The following is a 19,457-nucleotide window of genomic DNA, read 5'->3' as shown; positions in this document are numbered from 1 at the left end:
TATATCCTTGTCCGCTCGCGGCGTTAAGATGGCCCGAATTCGGTCGTTTGCGCTCGCTCGGGGTATACTTTCGACTATATACGGTTCTAATGTGCATGCATTGGGCCTATTTGTCGGATTATGGATGTGGAGCGCACATGGCGAACACCCAGAACTATATTAACCACCTGCTGCAGAACACCGGCATTACGCCGGCGTGCAGTGAAGAAGAGCGCCTGGCTGCCGAGGATATCGCTCAGATTTTCCGCAACCACGGCTTTGACCCCGAGGTGCAGGAATTTAATGCTCCCGCGCCCAGCAGATTGGCGTTTGCCGTTACCGGTATTCTGGCGTTTGCCGGCGCCCTGCTGATGGGCATCGGTGGCGGTATCGGCTTGGTCGGCACCTTGCTGGCCATTGTCGGCGCCGTGCTCTACGTGCTCGAACGCACGGGGCGTCCCGTGGTTTCGCGCCTGGGAAAGACCGGTGTGAGCCAAAATGTCATCGCCTACCACAAGGCGTCGGGCCCGCTTGCCTCTCCGCGCAATCGCCCGGTTGTCGTTGTCGCGCACTATGACTCCCCGCGCGCCGAACTGCTCGCTCGCGAGCCCTATGCGCCGTACCGAGCGCTGATCGCCAAATTGCTCCCGATTGCCACGATTGCTCCCGCGGCTATTGCCATCCTGCGCATCTTGCCGCTTCCCGGCGCGTTGAAGGTCCTGCTGTGGATTGTCGCGATCCTTGCCTCTCTCGTGGCTCTTGCCAATGCCGCCAATATTATTTCCAATCGTTTTGTTCTTCCCTACACGTCCGGCTCGGTTTGCAACAAGTCGTCTGTTGCCGCCATGTTGGGTGTCATGGATAACGTCGCCCCCTATCAGGGTGAGAACGAGTTCCCTGACGATATTCCGTTTGACACGTATTTTGGCGAGCAGAAGCGTCGCGCCGAGGAGATGGCGCGTGCGGCGGCCGAGTATGCCGCGGCCCAGCAGCAAAACGACTACGGCAACACCATCGAGTACGAAGAGCCTGCCTATACCGAGGATGAGTATGGCCAGCCGGTCGCTCCCGAGGGTGAGCAGGGCGAGGCTTCTGATGAGCAAATCGATGGATTCGAAGGTGCTTCTGCCGACGAGACCCTGATTGGCGTCATCGCACCCGAGCCCCAGGTCCAAGATATTCCGGACGAGGAGCCCGTTGCGGACGAGTCCACTGCCGAGTCGGCAGGCGAGCCTGCCGCGGCTGAGGAGCCCGAGCCCAAGCCCAAGCTTTATCGCAATGCCGCCGGCAACATCCGATTTGGCTCGGATGCCATCCGTGCCCTGGGCATGCTTCCCGAGTCCTGCACGCTCGATTACGAAGAGGGCGAGGAACCGACGTTCGAGCCCGCGCCCCAGCCCGATCCGGTCGTGGCTGCGCAGCCCGATGAGGCCAATGCCGTCGAGACGGAAGCCGATGCGGAGACTGCTATCGATCCCGCAGCCGGTCTGGACGTCATGGCGCCTGCCCCGGCGCCCGAGGAGCTCGATAATACCGAGGACGACTACGATGCGTATCCGCAGCGTGTGTCCTACGAGAGCGACACCGATTTTTCTGCCGAGCTTCCGGTGACGACGCCCCATGCCGATATCGCTTCCGCGTTTTCTTCGATCGGTGCCAGCGCCTCCCATTTCTTTAAGGGGGCATTCGAAAAGGGCAAGAAACTCGTTGACGACTTTGAGGAAAAGCGCGCCGCTGCCCGCGAGGCAGCCGAGCGCGAGGCTGCAGCCCAGCAACAGGCGGACGAGGCCGAGCGCGAGCGCGCGGCACAGGAATTTGAGCAAAACGACGCCGAGCAGCCGGTATCTGTTGATGTTGCCGACGCCACGACGTCTTTCGAGGCGCCGCAGCCTTCGCCTGCGGATGTTGCCGGGGAGACGGCGACTTTCGAAACCCAACAGCCGGTCGACAGCACTGTGTCGTTTGATGCCACGATGACGTTTGAGAAGCAGGGCACCGCTATCGCCGAGCCCCTTTCCGCTCCTGTCGAGGACGAGCCCGCTGCGCCCGATACGGTCGAGGATCAATCTGTGGCGGAACAGGTCGCTGCGGACAGCTCCGAGCAAGAGCCTGAGCCCGTGGCCCCCGAAGCTCCGCAGGCGGATGAGTCGAGGCCCTACTCTACGCAGATCTTCACCATGCCCGCGCCGAGTGATCCCGGCGCCACGGTTGCCAATGCTGCTCCGTCGCAGGCCGAGACGGTCGATGCTCTGATGGCTCAAATCTCGTCTCAGGCGTCGCCGCGCCCGAACATGAACGTTCCCGACCCGGCATCCGCGCCGGCTCCCATGCCCTCTGCGTCCCCGCTGGCCTCGGTCCCCGATCCCTCGATGCCTTCGATGCAGCAGGCCAATGTCGCCTCGCGCACCTCGCTGTTCGACCTTCCCGACCCTTCGGCTCAGGTTAACGATCCCTTCGCGACGGCACAGGGGCCCGAGCCCACATCGGCTCCGGTTGTTCCCCCCATGCCGGTCAGCTCGGATGTTCAGCCGCTTGAGACTATCTCGGCTCCTGCCGCTCCGGCCGCCAAGCCGCAAAAGCGCGGCTTGGGCGGTCTGTTCGGTCGCAAAAAGAAAAACGAGCAGGACAGCATGAGCGATTGGCTTGGTGTCGAGGATGATTACGACGCCAAGAAGTCTGGTCGCGGTATCGGCTCGTGGGATAACTTCGAGGATGACGACGACGGCTGGAAGGGCGGTGCCACGTCTTCCGATGGAGCTTCCGCCGAGGATATGCTCGCTGCCGTTGCCTCCATGGGCGATGACGAGCTGCTTGGCCACGACATCTGGTTTGTGGCTACAGGCGCTTCCGATTGCGACGGCGCCGGCATGAAGGCGTTCCTGGCCGCGCATCGCGACAAGCTCCGCGGCGTGTTCTTTATCAACCTTGAGTCCATTGGTGCCGGTAGGCTTTCGGTCGTGACGGTCGAGGGCGAGCAGCAGCTGCTCAAGGGTGACCGACGCATCATGAACTTGGTCAACAAGGTGTGCAAGTCGTTCCATGTCGATTGCGGTGCATTTGAGATGCCCTATGCCAAGACCGATGCCTATGCTGCTCTCGAGGCAAGCCGACGCGCCCTTACCATTGCCGGCGTCGACGGCCCACGTTTGGCATGCGCTCACACTGAGGACGATCTGCCGTACAACGTCAATCCGACAAATATCGCTACGGTGTCCGAGGTCGTGACCGAGGTCATTCGTCGTTCGTAGGTTGACCTATAAGGAGTCTGCGTGTTTTCGTACATCAAGCGCCACTGGCCCGTCTATCTCATCTTGGCCCTGATCGCCATTGTCCTTGGTTTCGGGGCCGCGTATATCGTGGGCGTTAAAGGCTCAACGCCTGAGTCCACGATTAGCGAAGAAGTGGAGCACGAGCAGAGTTTGGGAGCCGATGGCATCTCCGAGTCCGATCAAGCGCTCATCGACGGTGGGTCTGCATCTGGGGAATAGCCATTTCGCCACGAACGAATAAGAGGCGAGCCGGGAGACGGGCTCGCCTCTTTTTTATTGCGTCAGCGACGTTTTGACGCCAGCTTTAGATGGGCAAACCAGATTGCCGCGGCGCCGGAGGTCACGAAGGCGGTGAGGCAGGCGGCAATGGGAAGGGAGCCCGTTGCCGGTAAATCTTGCGGCATGGCGCATCGCTGGATGACGCGATCCTCGTCATGTGATTCGAGGTTGCTACCGCCGCCATTGCGACAGAGGTCAACGCGAGCGCTGTTGGCGAGTGCGGTCTGAGGCGTGTAAGACGACGCGGCCTGCATATGGATGACGGCACCGTGAATATCCGAGTCAAGGACGGCGTTCACATCATCAAGGTCGTCATGCTCGTCTTTGAGGTCCTCGCGGGTCCAAGATTCTGCAGCGCCTCTTGTCGTGAAGTCGGCCGATACGGCCCCGTACTCAAGACGAATGCCCGTGACGGCGGTATCGTCCAAAAGAGCGAGCTCTTTTGCCTCGAGGGTGACTGATTCCGTTGTTGGAATATTTGCTTTCCAAAGATGCCAATCGTCGTAATCGACCATGCGCAAATCGTCACCTAGGAGCTTTTTGACCTCGTCCGTTTTGAGCCAGGGGTTGTCATGCCCGTCGCTGAGCGTTGCATTGGCCTGTTCGCCCGTATCGATACTTCCCACTGGAGACGTTCGGTACCACACGTTGCAAAGACCGTCGATGTCCCCAGCCGCGACAGGGGTTTCGATGGCGATGAGCCTGGCAGTGCCGTCTTTGGCGCATTCGAGATCGTCGGTGATGGTGAATTCATCAACCCAGGTATTCGACTCATTTTTAGCATCGAGCGTATAGGAGAAGGAACCGTTCGTATCAGATTGTGCCACGGCCCGGTTTTTGCCATCGCCGTTAGCGACGAGGCCCTTACCGATAGGGCGGGCGATCTCTTGCCGCTTGTCGACTCTGCCCTCGATCTCGATGGGTGTGTCCTTCACGGTTACCGTCTGCACTTCTCCTGTGGCCTCAATTTCAAACGTCATGTCTTGAGCAAGGTCGTAAGTGCGCGGGGACATTGCTTCGCGCAGGGTGTAGGTGCCGGGCAAAAGATGCTCGATGCGATGCGGTTTGTCGGAGGAGGTCCAAGCGTCAATTTCGGTTCCGTCGGCACCGTGGAGGGAGAGCCGAGCGCCATCCACTTCTTGTTTGCCGGTCAGATCGACTTTGGAGATGTCGATTTTGGTGTAGTCGTTAGAGATATCGAGGTGCGCTTTGACCGTGGGTGTTTCCTGGTCGGCATACGACAGCTCGATGGTGTGCGCGCTTTGGTCGAGCAGGTATCCTTCGGGTGCCTGTACCTCAATAACCTCATAGATGGCAGTTCCGCACCCCAGCGAAAGATGATTCGCGCACGCAAATCCCCGCTCGTCGGTTGTGATGGTGGTGACGGTTTCACCGTCCAGGGCAACAATGCTGCCGTCGGGGCGCACGATATCGCCCGCGGCGCGGATATCAAAAACAGCGCCGGCAAGGGCGTGTCCGTCTACGGTATCGTTCTTAACGATCTCGATGCTTCCTGTTGCTGCGTCGTCGTAAAACGAGGCGACCGCGACGGGCGTTAAGTTCATGTCGGCGGGAATCGTTATCTCCAGATCTTCTCCAACAAGATACGGCTCCTTGGCGGAAGTCTCTCGTATGTAATACGTGCCCGGGTTAAGCGATTCGGGCAGAGTGACGGTGCCGGTTTCATCGGTCGTAAAGGTATTCATAACGGTATGGGCAGGATGCCAAGATGTTTGCGAGATGGGTTCACGGTTGCCATTGAGCAGCTGAAAGGTGAACCCGACGCGTGGTACGGCGCTGCCGGTCTGAGCATCGCGCTTCACGATTTGAAGATGTGTCGACAGGGCGTGGTTGTCTACGATGTACTGAAGCTCTGCGCCGTCAGTGATCTGCTCTGCCGTGATAGTCCATTCCCCTGCCTGCTTAAAGCCGTCGGGCACAGTGTCGACAACCTCACGAATGGTGTAGCCGGCACGGTCATACGGTATGGTTCCACTGACGCCATCGGGGCGCTCTCCTGCGCCAAACCATGCTCCAGCCTGGTCTTTGGTCGATGCGAAGCCGTAGATATTGGTGGTCAGTGTACCAACAACCTGCTGCGAAGTGTTGCTTACCACTTCGAAGATCACGCCTTTCGCCGGCTGCTCTATACCAGACCCATCGCTATTGCCGTAGTCCTTGAACTTTGAAATCTCGAGGTCAAAAGCGATGGGGATGTTGGGGATGCGACGCTCGAGCTCAACGACGCCCGCGTCTCCGGGCTGGTCGGCACCGATGGTGTAGCTCCAGGTTTCATCGGAGGGAAGATAGCCCTCGGGAGCTCTCGACTCATAGATGGTAAAGGTGCCTAGGGGGATGTCGGTAAGTGTTGCCCGGCCGTCCTCATCCGTCGTGAGGGTGTGCGTCCAGCCCGGGGTAGACTGTGAGACGCAGGTGAACTCAGCGCCGGCAAGTGACGCGCCGACTTGAGGACCTGCCCCTGTCGCGGCATCGACCTTTGCGATGCGCAGGGTAATGGTACCGGGCTGCTCATCGATGACGACATTCCCGCCGTCATTGCCGGTGGAAAAGGCGATGTGGTCACTCCTGGGGATATAACCCGCCGGAGCTTTGGTTTCGACCAGGTAATATGCCGCGTTGGGCAAAAGTGTCGCCTGCGCGCGACCGCTGCTGTCCATCTGGATGCTGCCGACACGCTTGTCGCCGACGCTCTCATAGATGTCGAACCTCGCTCCGTCGAGCCTGTAGGTATCGTTTTCGCTCGTGATGGCGGCGTTGGCTGACTGTTTTTGGAAGGATACGGAGACGGCCGGGAGCACGTAGAGCATGTCTTGACGTTTACTGCCGCCCGACACAGCTCCCAAATAGCGCCGCGCGCGATGCGGTGCGGCTTTAATGCTTCCCGACTTGGCGCCGTCGTGGAGCCAGCGCGCTGCGGCAACGACCTCATTGTCGCCGGAAAAATTTCCCCTCTCTGTGACGCCCCGGGCGGTTGTATATGAGAATGATCCGTCGGTATGGGTGGTGCCGTTGAGCATCCAGACAGCAAGTTGGGTTGCGGCACGTGCTCGATCGGGGGATAGGTTATGCCCGCCAAAGGATGTGGCGGTGGGGTAGCCATGACAGATGATGGCCGCGAATTCGTCTTCGAGCCATACCCAGCCCTGATTGTAGGTGAGCCAGGGTCCGCCCGGTGTGCTAGGGCCAAAGCGCTCCTGGTTCATGCAGTAGGCAATCGAAGAATCCTGTGCCTCGTATTTGCCAACTTCAAAAGGACCGCATTCATTGCTGATAGTGCGGAATCCGAGCGATTCATAACCGTCGACGGCGAGCGCGGCATCCGGTGTCATGCAGCCTAAAAGTAAAAAGAGGACTAGGAGCAGCGATCCTGCTGTGATTGCGCTGTGGACAGAGTGCGTGGGTGCGTTGGACATGGCTGCTCCTTATCCCTCGTGCGCCGCACGGGGAGGCCGCGGCGCTTGGGATGAGGCTACCCCCGAGGTTCATGCGGGTAAGTACCGGAGCCTGACCAAAAGCTTGCCCGATATCTGACAAATGGCGCCTACGAAAGACAATGGAATAAATCTGCAGGTAGACAATGGTAAATAAAAGAGCCTACAGGTCCTCATCTACACAATTGGCCTATTTTTAGGAGGATTCTCCACAGCTAAAACAAGTATCGTCACCCTTGTATCGAACAAGACAACCGCGTTATACTATCCCCCACATATGCGGGCATCGCCAAGTGGTAAGGCATCAGCTTCCCAAGCTGACACTCGCGGGTTCGAGTCCCGTTGCCCGCTCCAGTTAAAAGCACAAGCACGGCACCATTACGGTGCCGTGCTTTTTTCAATAAAGTGCCGGGACTCGAACCCGCCAGGGTGCGAGCGTAAAGCAAACGCGAAGCGTTTGTAGCGAGCAGGCGAAGGCGCCGGCAGGCGCCTAAAGCCGGTGCGGATTTGCGAAGCAAATACGCGGACGTCCCCATGGCCGCTCTTGCGGCAAAATGTTAGGTTAATGCCCGTTATCGCTACTCGCACCCGCGCACGGTACAATGGTTGGGTTACGACCAACGTGCCAATAACCAAAAAGGAGCCGCTATGATCGATCGCTATACCCGCCCGGAGATGGGACACATCTTCTCCCTCGAGAACAAGTACGCCATTTGGCAGGAGATTGAGGTCCTGGCCTGCGAGGCTCAGGCGGAGCTCGGCAAGATCGGTATTTCCAAAGAAGAGGCCCAGTGGATTCGCGACCACGCCAACTTCGAGAAGGCGAAGGTTGACGAGATCGAGGAGGTCACGCGCCACGATGTCATCGCCTTCCTGACCAACATGAAGGAATATATCGACGCCGATGTTCCCGAGGGCGAGCCCAAGCCTAGCCGCTGGGTCCACTACGGTATGACCAGCTCCGACCTGGGTGATACGGCTCTGTGCTATCAGCTTACTCAGGCGTGTGACCTGATTATCGAGGACGTTAAGAAGCTCGGTGTGATTTGCAAGCGTCGCGCCTTCGAGGAGCGCAATACGCTCTGCGCCGGCCGCACCCATGGCATCCATGCCGAGCCGATGACCTTCGGCATGAAGTTTGGCTCTTGGGCATGGGAGCTCAAGCGCGATCTCGATCGTCTTGAGGACGCCCGCAAGAACGTTGCCTTCGGTGCCATCTCCGGTGCCGTCGGCACCTACAGCTCCATCGAGCCGTTCGTCGAGGAGTACGTCTGCGAGCACCTGGGCCTGGTCCACGACCCGCTGTCCACGCAGGTCATCAGCCGCGATCACCACGCCTACCTTGCCGGCGTGCTTGCCACTACAGCGGCCACCTGCGAGCGTATCGCGACCGAGGTCCGCAACCTACAGAAGACCGATACGCTCGAGGCCGAGGAGCCCTTCCGCAAGGGCCAAAAAGGCAGCTCCGCCATGCCGCACAAGCGCAACCCCATCACCATGGAGAAGGTCTGCGGCCTGTCGCGCGTCGTGAAGTCCAACGCTCAGGTCGCCTTTGACAACGTTGCCCTGTGGCACGAGCGCGACATTTCGCACTCTTCCGCCGAGCGTGTCGCCCAGGCCGATAGCTTCATCGCGCTCGACCACATGTTCCAGTGCCTCATTCGCGTTATCGACGGCCTGCAGCTGTATCCGGCCCGCATGATGGCCAACCTCAACAAGACCCGCGGCCTCATCTTCTCCTCCAAGGTGCTGCTTGCCCTCGTCGATACGGGCATCACCCGCGAGGACGCCTACGCTATCGTGCAGGAAAACGCCATGGCCACCTGGCACGAGGTGCAGGATTGTGTCTCCGGCCCCACCTTTAAGGAGCGTCTCGAGGCCGATCCGCGCTGCACCGTCAGCCAGGAGAAGCTCGACGAAATCTTCGATCCGTGGGACTTCCTCACCCGTATCGATACGGTCTTCGATCGCCTGGAGCAGTTGAGCTTCGAGTAGGGTTGACCTAATTCGACCGCTTGCGGATGCATTTCAATCTTTGGCGCCTTGCCCATTTTGGGTGAGGCGCTTTTTTATTGCCGCATCAGCCCCGGGTATACAATGAAATCCGACTGCTGTTTCGATGAAGGGAGGCGCGTGCCCGGACGCACCAAGCGAGCCGCCATCGTCTCGTTTACGCTCATGCTCCTTGTTGCCGCCTGTGCGGGCGCCCTGACGTATACCGTTCGAAGCAGTTCTTCCTCCTCGAATGAAGCCGACAAAAATCTCCCGGTACTCAAAATCGGCGTTACGGATAACGACCCCTATGTGTATGTCGATACCACGGGCGATTACGCCGGTATCGATATCGACATCGCCCGCGAGGCCTGCAAGCGTGCGGGGATTAAGCCACAGTTTGTCGATATTGACTGGAACGATCGCGACCGGCTGCTCAAAAACGGTGATATCGATTGCCTGTGGTGTGATTATTCTCCTTGTTATCGCGAGGATAAGTATTACTGGACCGAGCCGTATCTAACCGTGACGGTCTCGGTTGTCGCCAAGAAAACGAGTGGCATCAAGTCCTTGGCGCATCTCGATGGAAGCAAGACCATCGCGGTGATTGCGGGCTCGTTGAGCGAACGCCGATTGCTCGCAGGGGATCTGGAAATCTCGCCGGACGTGCAAATCAAATCGTATGGTTCTGCCGAGCTCTGCAAAGCCGCCCTTGCCAAAGGGTATGTCGACTGTTGGATGGCGGACGTTCAGCCGCTTGACCGACTTGTCGCCCAGTATCCCGGCCTTTACCGCGTGTTCGCCGACAACATTATGACGGTCGATCTGGGCGTCGCGTTTGATGACAGCTATGAAGGACCGATCGTAAAGGATCTCAATACTGCATTGTTTGCCATGGATCGAGATGGCACGATTGACCGTATTGTGGGCAATTACAAGACAGGAGCGACGACAGGCGGGCAAGGAGCAAATCATGACAAATGATGAGCACCGCTTGCGTCGAAAGACTCTGACCGTCATAGCTATCGGCGTTATTGTCAGCGCTGTCTTGTTAGGCTTGTTGTATACGGTTGGAACCCATTGCTGCCTCGAAAAAACGCTTGGGTTTGGCCAAGAAACCATGGTGTTTTTGGAAAACGCTTGCGAAAAATATGACCGCTACAAACAGGGGAGAAAAGCCGAGGAGACGCACGATTTGCTCGCCGCGGTCGAATCGTTTGCGACGTTCCTGTCCTCTGATCGCGTTGAGGTTAACAACGACCTTATCGAGCAATTTGTCCATGCCGAGAACCTTTCGGGGTTGATGGTCATGGACTCCGATGGCCATATGGCTGCCCACTACGACATCGATGGTCGCGATCCGCTCATGTTGTGGCGAGAGGAGCTGGCCTGTTCGCCGGTCGCATCGATGTATCAAGGTTCCAAAGTGACCTACTCAACTGTCGTTGAGCGCCGTGGTGTCGTTTTTGCCGTCTGTGCTGTCCCGTATGGCGACGGCGTTGCCCTGGCATACCGCTCATTTGTTCCCGATACGGCGGACGACTATTCATATGCCATAGCCGACGTGCTTTCGAACAGCACCTTCCACCAGGGCCCCACGGTGCTTGTTATGGAGGATGCGGAGATTGTCTCATCCAACAGTGCCGATGCTGACGTGTCGCTCGCCCGACTCCTCACCAGTGCAGGGGTTGAGTGGAAAGACGACGGCCTGACGCCCATCGAATATCGAGGAGACAAATGGTACGCCGTGCGTGCGGCATATAAGGACTACCGCCTGTTTGCGCTATATCCCAAATCTGAGGTCATGTCTGACAGGATTTCATTTGTCGCCGTCGGCGTCTTGGTATGCCTTGCGTTTTGGGTCGTGGTACTGTTGGCTCGAAATATCGTTGACCACCGCAATTTGGTCGAAAAGGATAAACAGCTCGGCATTATCAATGCCATAAGCGCCATCTACGATTCGACCTTCCTTTTGCATCTCGACACCCTCGAGATCGAGGGAATCAATATGTCGCCGGCGATAGCAAAGATATTTGCCGAGCACAACGAGGCATATGACTTTATGGACACGGTCTGCCGGGATATCGTGAGCCCCGAAAGCCGCGACGCGGTTGTGGAACTCGTAGATATAAGTACGCTTCGTGAACGTATGGAGGGCGTACCGTACTTGGCTGCCGAGGTGCGAGATTGTCGAGGCGCTTGGTACTCGCTACAGGTTGTCCCCCAGCATCGCGATGAGCAAGGCCGGCTTGAGTCGGTCGTCGTGGCGACGCACAACATATCGATGGTCAAGCATGCCGAGGAGCTGTCATACCAAGATAAACTGACGGGGCTTCGCAACCGCAACTATCTTGAATCGCGCGGAGATAGCCTGGTAAACGAGGGCTTGCCAGTGAGCGTGATTATGGTGGACTGCAATTATCTCAAGCGGACCAACGACATCTATGGTCACGAGATGGGGGATGAACTGCTGCGACGGACGGCGTCCGTGCTGCGACGGGTGGCTGGTGCGGATTACCTGCCGATGCGCGTTGGCGGCGACGAGTTTTTGCTGGTCTGCCCCCATACTGACAACGAGTCTGCGCTTGGACTGGAACAGGATCTTCGTCTCGGTCTTGCCGCGGTAAGCGATGAGGCCCTGACGGTCAGCGCATCGATTGGCGTGGCGACCGTCGAGACGGCTGGAAATACGCTGGCCGATGTATATCGCGTCGCCGACCACAATATGTATCGGGAGAAGCGCATGGTTCACGTACAGGGTGCGGACTGCTAATCTTGCCCCCACTAGTCCAAGCATCGTAGGATGTTGAATCGGTGCTTGCGATAATAAGTCGGTCCAGGCGGGGATAATAGACGTCTGAAATTTCTTTCTGAGAGGGGATCTCAATGATTAGTTTTGACTACAAGCCTCAGGGTGTATGCGCTCGCAATATCCACCTCAATCTTTCCGATGACGGCAGCAAAGTGCTAGGCGTGGAGTTTACCGGCGGCTGCGATGGCAACCTCAAGGCCATCTCCAGGCTGGTCGAGGGCGCTCCCGCCGACCGCGTGATCGAGGTTCTCGCCGGTAATACCTGCGGTATGAAAAAGACCTCTTGCGCCGATCAGCTTACGCGCGCTATCGAGGCCGCACGCGCCGAGATTGCCTAATGGGTATCGTCGATCACATCAAGAACGGAATATCGCGTCGCGGCTTTGTGCTCGGTGGAGCTGCCGCGGGCGCTGCCACGGTGCTTGCCGGATGCTCGAAAAAAACGGGCACCAGCGATGATGCCGCCGGCGAGCCGCAGGTTATCAAGGACGATTCAAAGATTGTCTCGATTACGGATGAGTACGAGGCCGTCGAAATCGACCTCGAGCCTGCAGCTTCATGGACATTGCCTCTGGGTACGCTGCTGTACTACTGCGACGGCGATTACGCCGCGGCGATGTTGGCGCCCGCATCGGCGCGGCATGCCAACACGCTCGGTGTGCTCAACTTGGGTGACGGTTCACTCACAACGCTCATCGAGGACCCCGTCGAAGGTGCGGGGTATTCGTTTTACGATGTCCGCGCCGGCGATGGCGTATTTGCTTGGGTCGAGATGAACTTTGCGAATGCATCATGGAAGCTCTATGCGCAAAATAGGGCAGGTGCGTCGCTTGTCGGCGATGTGGTCGAGCTCGACCGAGGCGGCAAGGACTACGACCCGCCGCTGTTTACGGCGTTCGAATCGTCCGTCATTTGGTACAAGATGCCTTCGGCGGGCGGCAAAAAGACGAGTCATGACTCGTATTGCTACCGCCGCTCGCTCGACGAGTCCAAGCCTGAGACTATTTGGAAGTCGACGGGCCGCTTCGCATCCGCCCCGCGTGTGAGCGACGGCATCTTGACCATTTCCCCGCGTGTGCGCAACGACGAGGGCGTCTACTACGGCATGACGGCGATCGACCTGACGGACGGCAACAATACCAAGAGGGCTCAGCTGGTCCTTCCCTCATCGGTGTCTCCCTTCGAGGCCGTATATATGGGCGACACGTTTGTGTTCTCCATCGAGGCCACCTATAACGGCGTGGGGAGCCTAGGCAACATGGGCACCTATATCGGTAACGAGAACGGGACGTTCCTATTCCTGTCGCGCGAGCCGCTTGCGTGTGCTGCCGGCAGAAAAGGCAAATATCTGGTTAAGGTTCAGGCATCGCATTTTCTGATCGATACCTCCGCCAAAACCTATGGTTCGCTGCTGTCGCCCGACCGCGCTCTCGAATATGGCGATTATCCAGCTACGGCGGGTAAATCGAATACGTTTTTAACCTATGCCACGGTGCGTAATAGCCAAGGAATTCCCGAGACGGTTACCGCCCGCCTGTTCTCTCTTTAGCGCCGAGGGGTTAAAAGGGCGCCAACGGGGGAATAAACGCGTTGTAATTGTGAGTGCCGCCCGCCGAGCCGCCGCACTGTAGCGGTGCTCGGTGGGCATAGGTGCGTTAAAATGGGCTTGTTCTTAGCTAATTGAGACAGGGGGGCCGTGTTATGGCTTCAGATGCAAAAAAGATTCTGCTGGTCGAGGACGAGAAGGCAATCCGTGACGCTGTCGCTGCCTATCTCGAGCGCGAGGGCTACTGGGTTGTTGGCGTCGGCGACGGCCAGTCTGCGATCGAGGAGTTCGAGAAGCACCAGTTCGACCTGGTTGTGCTCGACCTTATGCTCCCCAAGATTCCCGGCGAGCGCGTTTGCCGCACCATTCGCGACACCTCGGATGTCCCCATCATTATGCTGACGGCCAAGGGCGAGATCGAGGATCGCATCATCGGCCTTGAGCTTGGTGCCGACGACTACCTGATTAAGCCGTTCTCGCCGCGTGAGCTCGTCGCCCGCGTCCGCGCCCTGTTCCGTCGTGCTCACCAGGCAGACGAGCCCGCCGTTGAGGTGCTCGACTTTGGCGATCTGGTCATCGATATCTCAGGACACAAGATTTTGGTCGAGGACAAGGAAGTAGACCTGACTGCTTCCGAGTTTAAGTTGCTCACCACGCTTGCTCGCCATCCCGGTCGCGTCTATAACCGTATGGAGCTGGTCGAGAAGGTGCTCGGCTATGACTTTGAGGGCTACGAGCGCACCATCGACAGTCACGTCAAGAACCTTCGCGCCAAGCTGGGCGACGACCCCAAGAAGCCTAAGTGGCTCTACACCGTTCACGGCGTCGGTTATCGCTTCGAGGCTCCGGCCAAGACCGATAAGTCGGACGAGAAATAGGGAAATCACATATGACACCTGCGCGCTTTGAAATTGGGCAAAAGCATAAGCAGGAGAACGAGGCGGGTTCCAAGGCAAGTTGGAACACGCCTCGTTCCGATTCACGGCCAGCGATGAGCTATCCCTCGCGCATGGCCTTGGCTTTTGCCCTGACGTCGCTCATGACGGTATTGGTGCTGGTGGGCGTTGTCTCCGTTGTGTGGGGTACCGTCTTTTCGGATTACACGCGCTCCAATATCGTCGAGATTGCCAATTCTGCCGCCGAAAAGCTTGCGACGTCGTACGAGGAAAACGGCAACTGGACTGCGGGCGAGCTACGCACGGTCGCGACATCGAGCTTGGTGTCCGACGACCTGAGTATGCAGGTTGTCAACAAAAAGGGCGTTGTCGTCTATGACGACTCATGGCCTTCGGCAAGTGCGACCGCCGATGTGCGCGAGAGCGAATCACCGTCGAGCAGCTCGAGCGGTAAAAAGGCCTCGCATAGCCCGGTCTCGTCGGCGCCCACCGACTCCGATAGCGTCGCCAACGTCGAAATCATAACGTCTTCCGGCGAGCATGTCGGACAGGTAAAGCTGTGGGCCATCGGCTCCGACGCTCTGCTCACCAAGGCTGACTCTGCGTTTAGGGAGAAGACCTTTAACGCCATGGCCCTCGCCGCGGTTGTTGCAGTCTGCATCTCGGTCGTTATCGGATCGCTCGTGTCGCGCATGCTCACCAAGCCGATTCATCGCATCACCAGTACCGCAAAGCAAATCCGTGACGGCGACCTGTCGGCTCGCACGGGACTGCGCGGTGATGACGAGATCGATCAGCTGGGTGAGACCTTCGATGAGATGGCCACTTCGCTCGAGAAGGATATGAAGCACGAGAAGCGCCTGACCTCAGACGTTGCACACGAGCTTCGCACGCCGCTTATGGCCATGCTCGCAACGGTCGAGGCCATGCAGGATGGCGTGTATCCCACCGACGATGAGCATTTGGAGACCGTTGCTTCCGAGACGCGTCGCCTGGCTCGTCTGGTGCAGCAGATGCTCGACCTGTCGCGTATGGAAAACAGCACGGCTCCGCTCAACCTTGAGCCGGTGGACATGGTTCCTTTCGTGCGTTCCATCGTTAATGCCCAGGAGCGCCTGTTTGTCGACCGCGATCTGCGCCTGCGTTTTGCGGACGAGACCCAGGGTCACGACGATGTCGTCGAGGCCGATCCCGACATGATCACGCAATGTGTCATCAACCTCATGAGCAACGCCATGCGCTACACCCCCGAGGGCGGTTGGGTCGTGGTGTCGGTGCTCAGTGACCGCAAGCATGTCAGTATTGCCGTTTCGGATACCGGTATCGGTATTGCCAAGGACGATCTGTCGCGCATCTTCGGGCGGTTTTGGCGCGCCGATGCCAGCCGCGCCCGCGAAGCTGGCGGCCTGGGCGTTGGCCTCGCCGTGACCAAGCAGATCGTCGAGCGTCACCATGGCTACATATCCGTGGAGTCGGAGCTTGGAAAGGGTACGACTTTTACGATTCATCTGCCCCGCGAGCACACGGCGGACGCGGCATCTACTACAATGGAGCACTAGCTTTTCGCTATTCGGTGAAGGAGGGTCCCGTCCCTGCCGTTCCGTGTTTGCGAAAACGTGCGGGAAGAAACCCGCATTTCTGTCGTATTTAGGTAAGGAGTGACTCACGTGACAACGATGGAGCGTCGTCCGGATTCCCGTGGCAAGGTTCGTGATATCTACGATGCCGGTGAAAACCTGCTGATGGTCGCCACCGACCGCATTTCTGCGTTCGATTTTATTCTCCCCGACGAGATTCCGTTTAAGGGAGAGGTGCTCAACCGCATCTCGGCATTTTGGTTTGATAAGTTTGCCGACATTGTTCCTAACCACCTCGTTTCCATCGACCCGGCGGATTTCCCCGAGGAGTTTGCTGAGTATCGTGACTATCTCGCTGGTCGCGCCATGCTGGTTAAGAAGGCCCAGACGATTCCTATCGAGTGCATCGTCCGCGGCTATCTGACCGGTTCGGGCAAGAAGACCTACGACGAGAACGGTACCGTCTGCGGCATTCAGCTGCCCGAGGGCCTGACGGAGGCTTCCAAGCTTCCCGAGCCGCTGTTCACGCCGTCCACGAAGGCCGAGATCGGTGACCATGACGAGAATATCTCGTATGAGCGTTGCTGCGAGATCGTGGGCGAGGACATCGCCACGCAGATTCGCGACCTTTCCCTCAAGATCTACAAGGCTGCTGCCGAGTATGCAGCGACCCGTGGCATCATCATCGCCGACACCAAGTTCGAGTTTGGTGTCATCGATGGCAAGGTCACGCTAATCGATGAGTGCCTCACGCCCGACTCCAGTCGTTTCTGGCCTGCTGCCAGCTACGAGGAGGGCAAGATCCAGCCTAGCTACGACAAGCAATTCGTCCGCAATTGGCTCAAGGCCAACTGGGATATGACGGGGGAGACCCCGCATCTGCCCGCCGAGGTCATCGATGGCACGTCCGAGCGCTATCGCGAGGCCTTCCAGATCATCACGGGCTCCCAGTTCACAAGCATGAAGGAGAACGCATAAGTGAGTACCCGTAGCGCCACGAACAAGCGCACGCAATCCCACGAGGTTACCGGGGTTGCGCGCAAGTCCGCCGCATCTGCTAAACCCGCCCGCCAAGCAGCGAGCTCCGTTCGCGTCGTGCCGGCTTCGTCTAAAGCTCGCCGCAAAGAGCTCGAGAAGGGTGAAAACCTGGAAGGCCTTTCCAAGGAGGAGAAGCGCGCCCGCAAGGCCAAGCAGCGTGCTCGCGAGGATCGTATCTATACGGTGTCGAATATTCTTCTCAAGCAGGATGAGGACTACACCAAGCGCCGTCGTATCTGGTGGGCCGTGCTCGCCATCGGCATGGTACTCGTCGTGGCAATTTGGGCTTCGCTCTACTTCGCTCCCGGCGGCACGGTGTCCAGTCCTGTTCAGATGGTCGGCATCGTTTTGTCCTATGTCATCATCCTGGGTGACTTTATCTACGACTTCGTTCGTATTCGTCCCTTGCGCAACATGTACCGCGCGCAGGCCGAGGGCATGTCCGAGAACAAGCTCAACGCTCTTATCGAGCGCTCGGCTGCCGAGGAGGACAAGAAGGACTCCAAGAAGAAGTAGCGTTTGTATCCATACATATCGCTAAGATATAAGGCGCGTCGTTTTTGCGGCGCGCCTTTTTACTGTTCTATAGATAGATGGAGTGGCACATGATTCGAGCTGCCCTAACGGTCGAAGAGGCTTTGGAGGGCATGAAGGCCCTGGAGCCCAAGATTAAAAACTACGCGCGCCTGGTCGTCCGCAAGGGCGTAAACGTCAAGCCCGGCCAGGAGGTCGTCGTTCAGTCTCCGGTCGAGTGCGCGCCTTTTGCCCGCGTGGTGGTCGCGGAGGCTTATGCCGCCGGCGCTGGTCACGTGACGGTCATTTGGGCCGATGACGCCGTGACGAGGTTCACGTACGAGCATGTCGATAAAAGCTATTTTGAGCAGACGCCCGAGTGGAAGCGCCTGCAGCTGGATTCCCTGGCCCAGGACGGTGCCTGCTTTATCTTTATTGAGGGTGCGGATCCTGCAGCCCTCAAGGGCATCGATCCAGCCAAGCCGGCCGCGGCATCCAAGGCGAGGAATACGCAGTGCAAAGTTTTCCGCCGTGGACTGGATTACAACATCAATCCGTGGTGCATCGCCGGCGCTCCGGTCGTGGCTTGGGCGCGCGAGGTGTTCCCGGGAGACGCCGATGAGGTTGCAATCTATAAACTATGGAATGCGATTCTGCACACCGCTCGCGCCGATGGCCAGGACCCGGAGAGCGACTGGGAGCTTCATGACGCGGCGTTCGAAAAGAACTTGCGCTTCCTAAACGACAATCGTTTTGACTGTCTGCGCTATACCGCTTCGAATGGAACCGACCTGGTAATTGGTATGACGAAGGGGCATGAGTGGGCCGGCGGTAAGGGCGAGACCCCCGACGGTCACCCCTTCTTCCCTAACATCCCCACCGAGGAGGTCTTCACCTCGCCCGATCGTATGCGTGCTGACGGAATCGTCTATTCCGCAATGCCGCTTATCCATCACGGTAACAAGGTCGACGATTTTTGGATCAAGTTCGAGAACGGTCGTGTGGTGGATTACGACGCCCGTGTGGGAAAGGCGACACTCGCAAGTATCATCGATACTGACGAGGGCGCTGCTCATCTGGGAGAGGTTGCGCTCATTTCCAAGAACACGCCGATTCGCGAAAGCGGCATCCTGTTCTATGACACGCTCTATGACGAGAATGCCAGCTGCCATCTTGCACTGGGAGTCGGCTTCCCCGAGTGCATTGAGGGTGGATATGATATGTCCAAAGAGGAGCTCATTGAGCATGGCGTCAACGTTTCGAGCACGCACGTCGACTTTATGATTGGCACGGACGACATCGATATTGTAGGCATTACGCCCGATGGACGCGAAGTTGTGATTTTCCAGAACGGCCAATGGAGTTGGGAATAGTCCCAGACCGTGGTACAATGCCACCCGCGGGCCGTTAGCTCAGCTGGCAGAGCAGGGGACTTTTAATCCCAAGGTCCAGGGTTCGAACCCCTGACGGCCCACCCAAAGATTGTTGAGGCGGTCAACTTCGGTTGGCCGTCTTTTTTGTCGCCCCTTCATGGGTTCGAACCCGAAAGGGCGCGGAGCTGAGGAAACGCGCGAGCGTTTGCCAGCGCAGCGCGCAAGGCGCGAAAGCGCCGCAGCGGTCGCCCGCGCAGCGGGCCCGAACCCCTGACGGCCCACCATAGAATAGAAAAGCGACTGGCGGATGCCGGTCGCTTTTTTGTTGTCGCGACGCGGGTTCGAACCAGATCTTCTCTATATATAAGGACGCCTGGCGGCCAAAACCAGCCTTTTACCGACAGGAAACCAAAACCTAATGTCTTTAGAGTAAAGTAGCCCAGCAGAGATGGCCGACGCCTCAACACCTATAAACCAGCTGGTCATCGCCAATACCAGAAGCCGATGCTTCAGACATGACTTCAGTGGAACAACTGAAGGATCGATTCATTTGTGAACAAAATATGGAGTGCCAGATTCCCGCCCACGGGGCCCCTCCGGTCTGGCAATATATCTCCTTGCCGCGCGGCCCGGTGAGACCGGATCAGCCGCAAAGCGTGCACCTTGAGAACCGGATACTGCGAGGATGGACACTTACTTCAGTGTCGCATCCGGGCAGACATCGAACCATT

The 19,457-nt window shown here is 58.2% G+C and carries 13 protein-coding genes and 2 tRNA genes; 14 read left to right on the top strand and 1 reads right to left on the bottom strand.

What is annotated here, in order from left to right; genetic code table 11:
• The first annotated feature begins 137 nt into the window (after nucleotides 1-137).
• Both ACKUUJ_RS01805 and ACKUUJ_RS01800 read left to right on the top strand, forming a co-directional pair.
• On the top strand, nucleotides 138-3,227 hold the full coding sequence (locus ACKUUJ_RS01805) for a M28 family peptidase (RefSeq protein WP_409064468.1): 3,090 nt from the start codon (nucleotides 138-140) through the stop codon (nucleotides 3,225-3,227).
• A 21-nt stretch (nucleotides 3,228-3,248) separates the two neighbouring features.
• Nucleotides 3,249-3,467, top strand: coding sequence for a hypothetical protein (locus ACKUUJ_RS01800; RefSeq protein WP_118080001.1), 219 nt, complete (start codon nucleotides 3,249-3,251; stop codon nucleotides 3,465-3,467).
• Between the two features lie 62 nt (nucleotides 3,468-3,529).
• Here ACKUUJ_RS01800 and ACKUUJ_RS01795 read toward each other — a convergent pair whose 3' ends face one another.
• On the bottom strand, nucleotides 3,530-6,961 hold the full coding sequence (locus ACKUUJ_RS01795) for a SpaA isopeptide-forming pilin-related protein (protein WP_409064467.1): 3,432 nt from the start codon (nucleotides 6,959-6,961) through the stop codon (nucleotides 3,530-3,532).
• Between the two features lie 297 nt (nucleotides 6,962-7,258).
• On the opposite strand from ACKUUJ_RS01795, the gene ACKUUJ_RS01790 reads away from it, so the two are divergent.
• From ACKUUJ_RS01790 to ACKUUJ_RS01735, 12 genes are all read left to right on the top strand, one after another.
• Nucleotides 7,259-7,333: transfer RNA gene (locus ACKUUJ_RS01790), tRNA-Gly, on the top strand.
• Nucleotides 7,334-7,627: 294 nt separating this feature from the next.
• Nucleotides 7,628-8,974: an adenylosuccinate lyase gene (gene purB, locus ACKUUJ_RS01785; RefSeq protein WP_117803432.1), complete on the top strand. Its 1,347-nt coding sequence runs from the start codon at nucleotides 7,628-7,630 to the stop codon at nucleotides 8,972-8,974.
• Nucleotides 8,975-9,112: 138 nt separating this feature from the next.
• Nucleotides 9,113-9,955 (top strand): substrate-binding periplasmic protein, encoded by an 843-nt coding sequence (locus ACKUUJ_RS01780; RefSeq protein ID WP_409064466.1) that lies wholly within the window; start codon nucleotides 9,113-9,115, stop codon nucleotides 9,953-9,955.
• Nucleotides 9,956-10,094: 139 nt separating this feature from the next.
• The gene (locus ACKUUJ_RS01775; protein WP_409064465.1) at nucleotides 10,095-11,744 is read left to right on the top strand and encodes a GGDEF domain-containing protein; all 1,650 of its coding nucleotides are present in this window, start codon (nucleotides 10,095-10,097) and stop codon (nucleotides 11,742-11,744) included.
• A 113-nt stretch (nucleotides 11,745-11,857) separates the two neighbouring features.
• The gene (locus ACKUUJ_RS01770; protein WP_349104435.1) at nucleotides 11,858-12,121 is read left to right on the top strand and encodes a TIGR03905 family TSCPD domain-containing protein; all 264 of its coding nucleotides are present in this window, start codon (nucleotides 11,858-11,860) and stop codon (nucleotides 12,119-12,121) included.
• Complete coding sequence (locus ACKUUJ_RS01765; protein ID WP_409064464.1) at nucleotides 12,121-13,332, top strand: hypothetical protein; 1,212 nt, start codon at nucleotides 12,121-12,123, stop codon at nucleotides 13,330-13,332. The genes ACKUUJ_RS01770 and ACKUUJ_RS01765 overlap by 1 nt, the downstream gene beginning before the upstream one ends.
• Before the next feature lie 152 nt (nucleotides 13,333-13,484).
• Nucleotides 13,485-14,207, top strand: a complete 723-nt coding sequence (locus ACKUUJ_RS01760; protein ID WP_118079985.1) for a response regulator transcription factor — start codon at nucleotides 13,485-13,487, stop codon at nucleotides 14,205-14,207.
• Nucleotides 14,208-14,218: 11 nt separating this feature from the next.
• Complete coding sequence (locus ACKUUJ_RS01755) at nucleotides 14,219-15,784, top strand: sensor histidine kinase (protein ID WP_409064463.1); 1,566 nt, start codon at nucleotides 14,219-14,221, stop codon at nucleotides 15,782-15,784.
• A gap of 117 nt (nucleotides 15,785-15,901) precedes the next feature.
• On the top strand, nucleotides 15,902-16,780 hold the full coding sequence (locus ACKUUJ_RS01750; RefSeq protein WP_349074458.1) for a phosphoribosylaminoimidazolesuccinocarboxamide synthase: 879 nt from the start codon (nucleotides 15,902-15,904) through the stop codon (nucleotides 16,778-16,780).
• The gene (locus ACKUUJ_RS01745; RefSeq protein WP_118079980.1) at nucleotides 16,781-17,356 is read left to right on the top strand and encodes a hypothetical protein; all 576 of its coding nucleotides are present in this window, start codon (nucleotides 16,781-16,783) and stop codon (nucleotides 17,354-17,356) included.
• Between the two features lie 89 nt (nucleotides 17,357-17,445).
• Complete coding sequence (locus tag ACKUUJ_RS01740) at nucleotides 17,446-18,726, top strand: aminopeptidase (protein WP_409064462.1); 1,281 nt, start codon at nucleotides 17,446-17,448, stop codon at nucleotides 18,724-18,726.
• Nucleotides 18,727-18,754: 28 nt separating this feature from the next.
• Nucleotides 18,755-18,827, top strand: a tRNA-Lys gene (locus tag ACKUUJ_RS01735).
• Nucleotides 18,828-19,457: the final 630 nt, after the last annotated feature.

It is taken from the genome of Collinsella sp. wc0583, from assembly GCF_046116915.1.
Lineage (GTDB): Bacteria > Actinomycetota > Coriobacteriia > Coriobacteriales > Coriobacteriaceae > Collinsella.
The sequence above is the reverse complement of the archived record's forward strand: the minus strand, read 5'-3'. Positions and strand labels throughout refer to the sequence as shown.

Bases quoted from the DNA above. Each gene is read 5' to 3' on its own strand.
- ACKUUJ_RS01805 (WP_409064468.1), top strand. From the start codon at position 138: ATGGCGAACACCCAGAACTATATTAACCACCTGCTGCAGAACACCGGC.
- purB (WP_117803432.1), top strand. From the start codon at position 7,628: ATGATCGATCGCTATACCCGCCCGGAGATGGGACACATCTTCTCCCTC.
- ACKUUJ_RS01770 (WP_349104435.1), top strand. From the start codon at position 11,858: ATGATTAGTTTTGACTACAAGCCTCAGGGTGTATGCGCTCGCAATATC.
- ACKUUJ_RS01760 (WP_118079985.1), top strand. From the start codon at position 13,485: ATGGCTTCAGATGCAAAAAAGATTCTGCTGGTCGAGGACGAGAAGGCA.
- ACKUUJ_RS01740 (WP_409064462.1), top strand. From the start codon at position 17,446: ATGATTCGAGCTGCCCTAACGGTCGAAGAGGCTTTGGAGGGCATGAAG.
- ACKUUJ_RS01795 (WP_409064467.1), bottom strand. From the start codon at position 6,961: ATGTCCAACGCACCCACGCACTCTGTCCACAGCGCAATCACAGCAGGA.
- ACKUUJ_RS01755 (WP_409064463.1), top strand. From the start codon at position 14,219: ATGACACCTGCGCGCTTTGAAATTGGGCAAAAGCATAAGCAGGAGAAC.
- ACKUUJ_RS01750 (WP_349074458.1), top strand. From the start codon at position 15,902: ATGGAGCGTCGTCCGGATTCCCGTGGCAAGGTTCGTGATATCTACGAT.
- ACKUUJ_RS01765 (WP_409064464.1), top strand. From the start codon at position 12,121: ATGGGTATCGTCGATCACATCAAGAACGGAATATCGCGTCGCGGCTTT.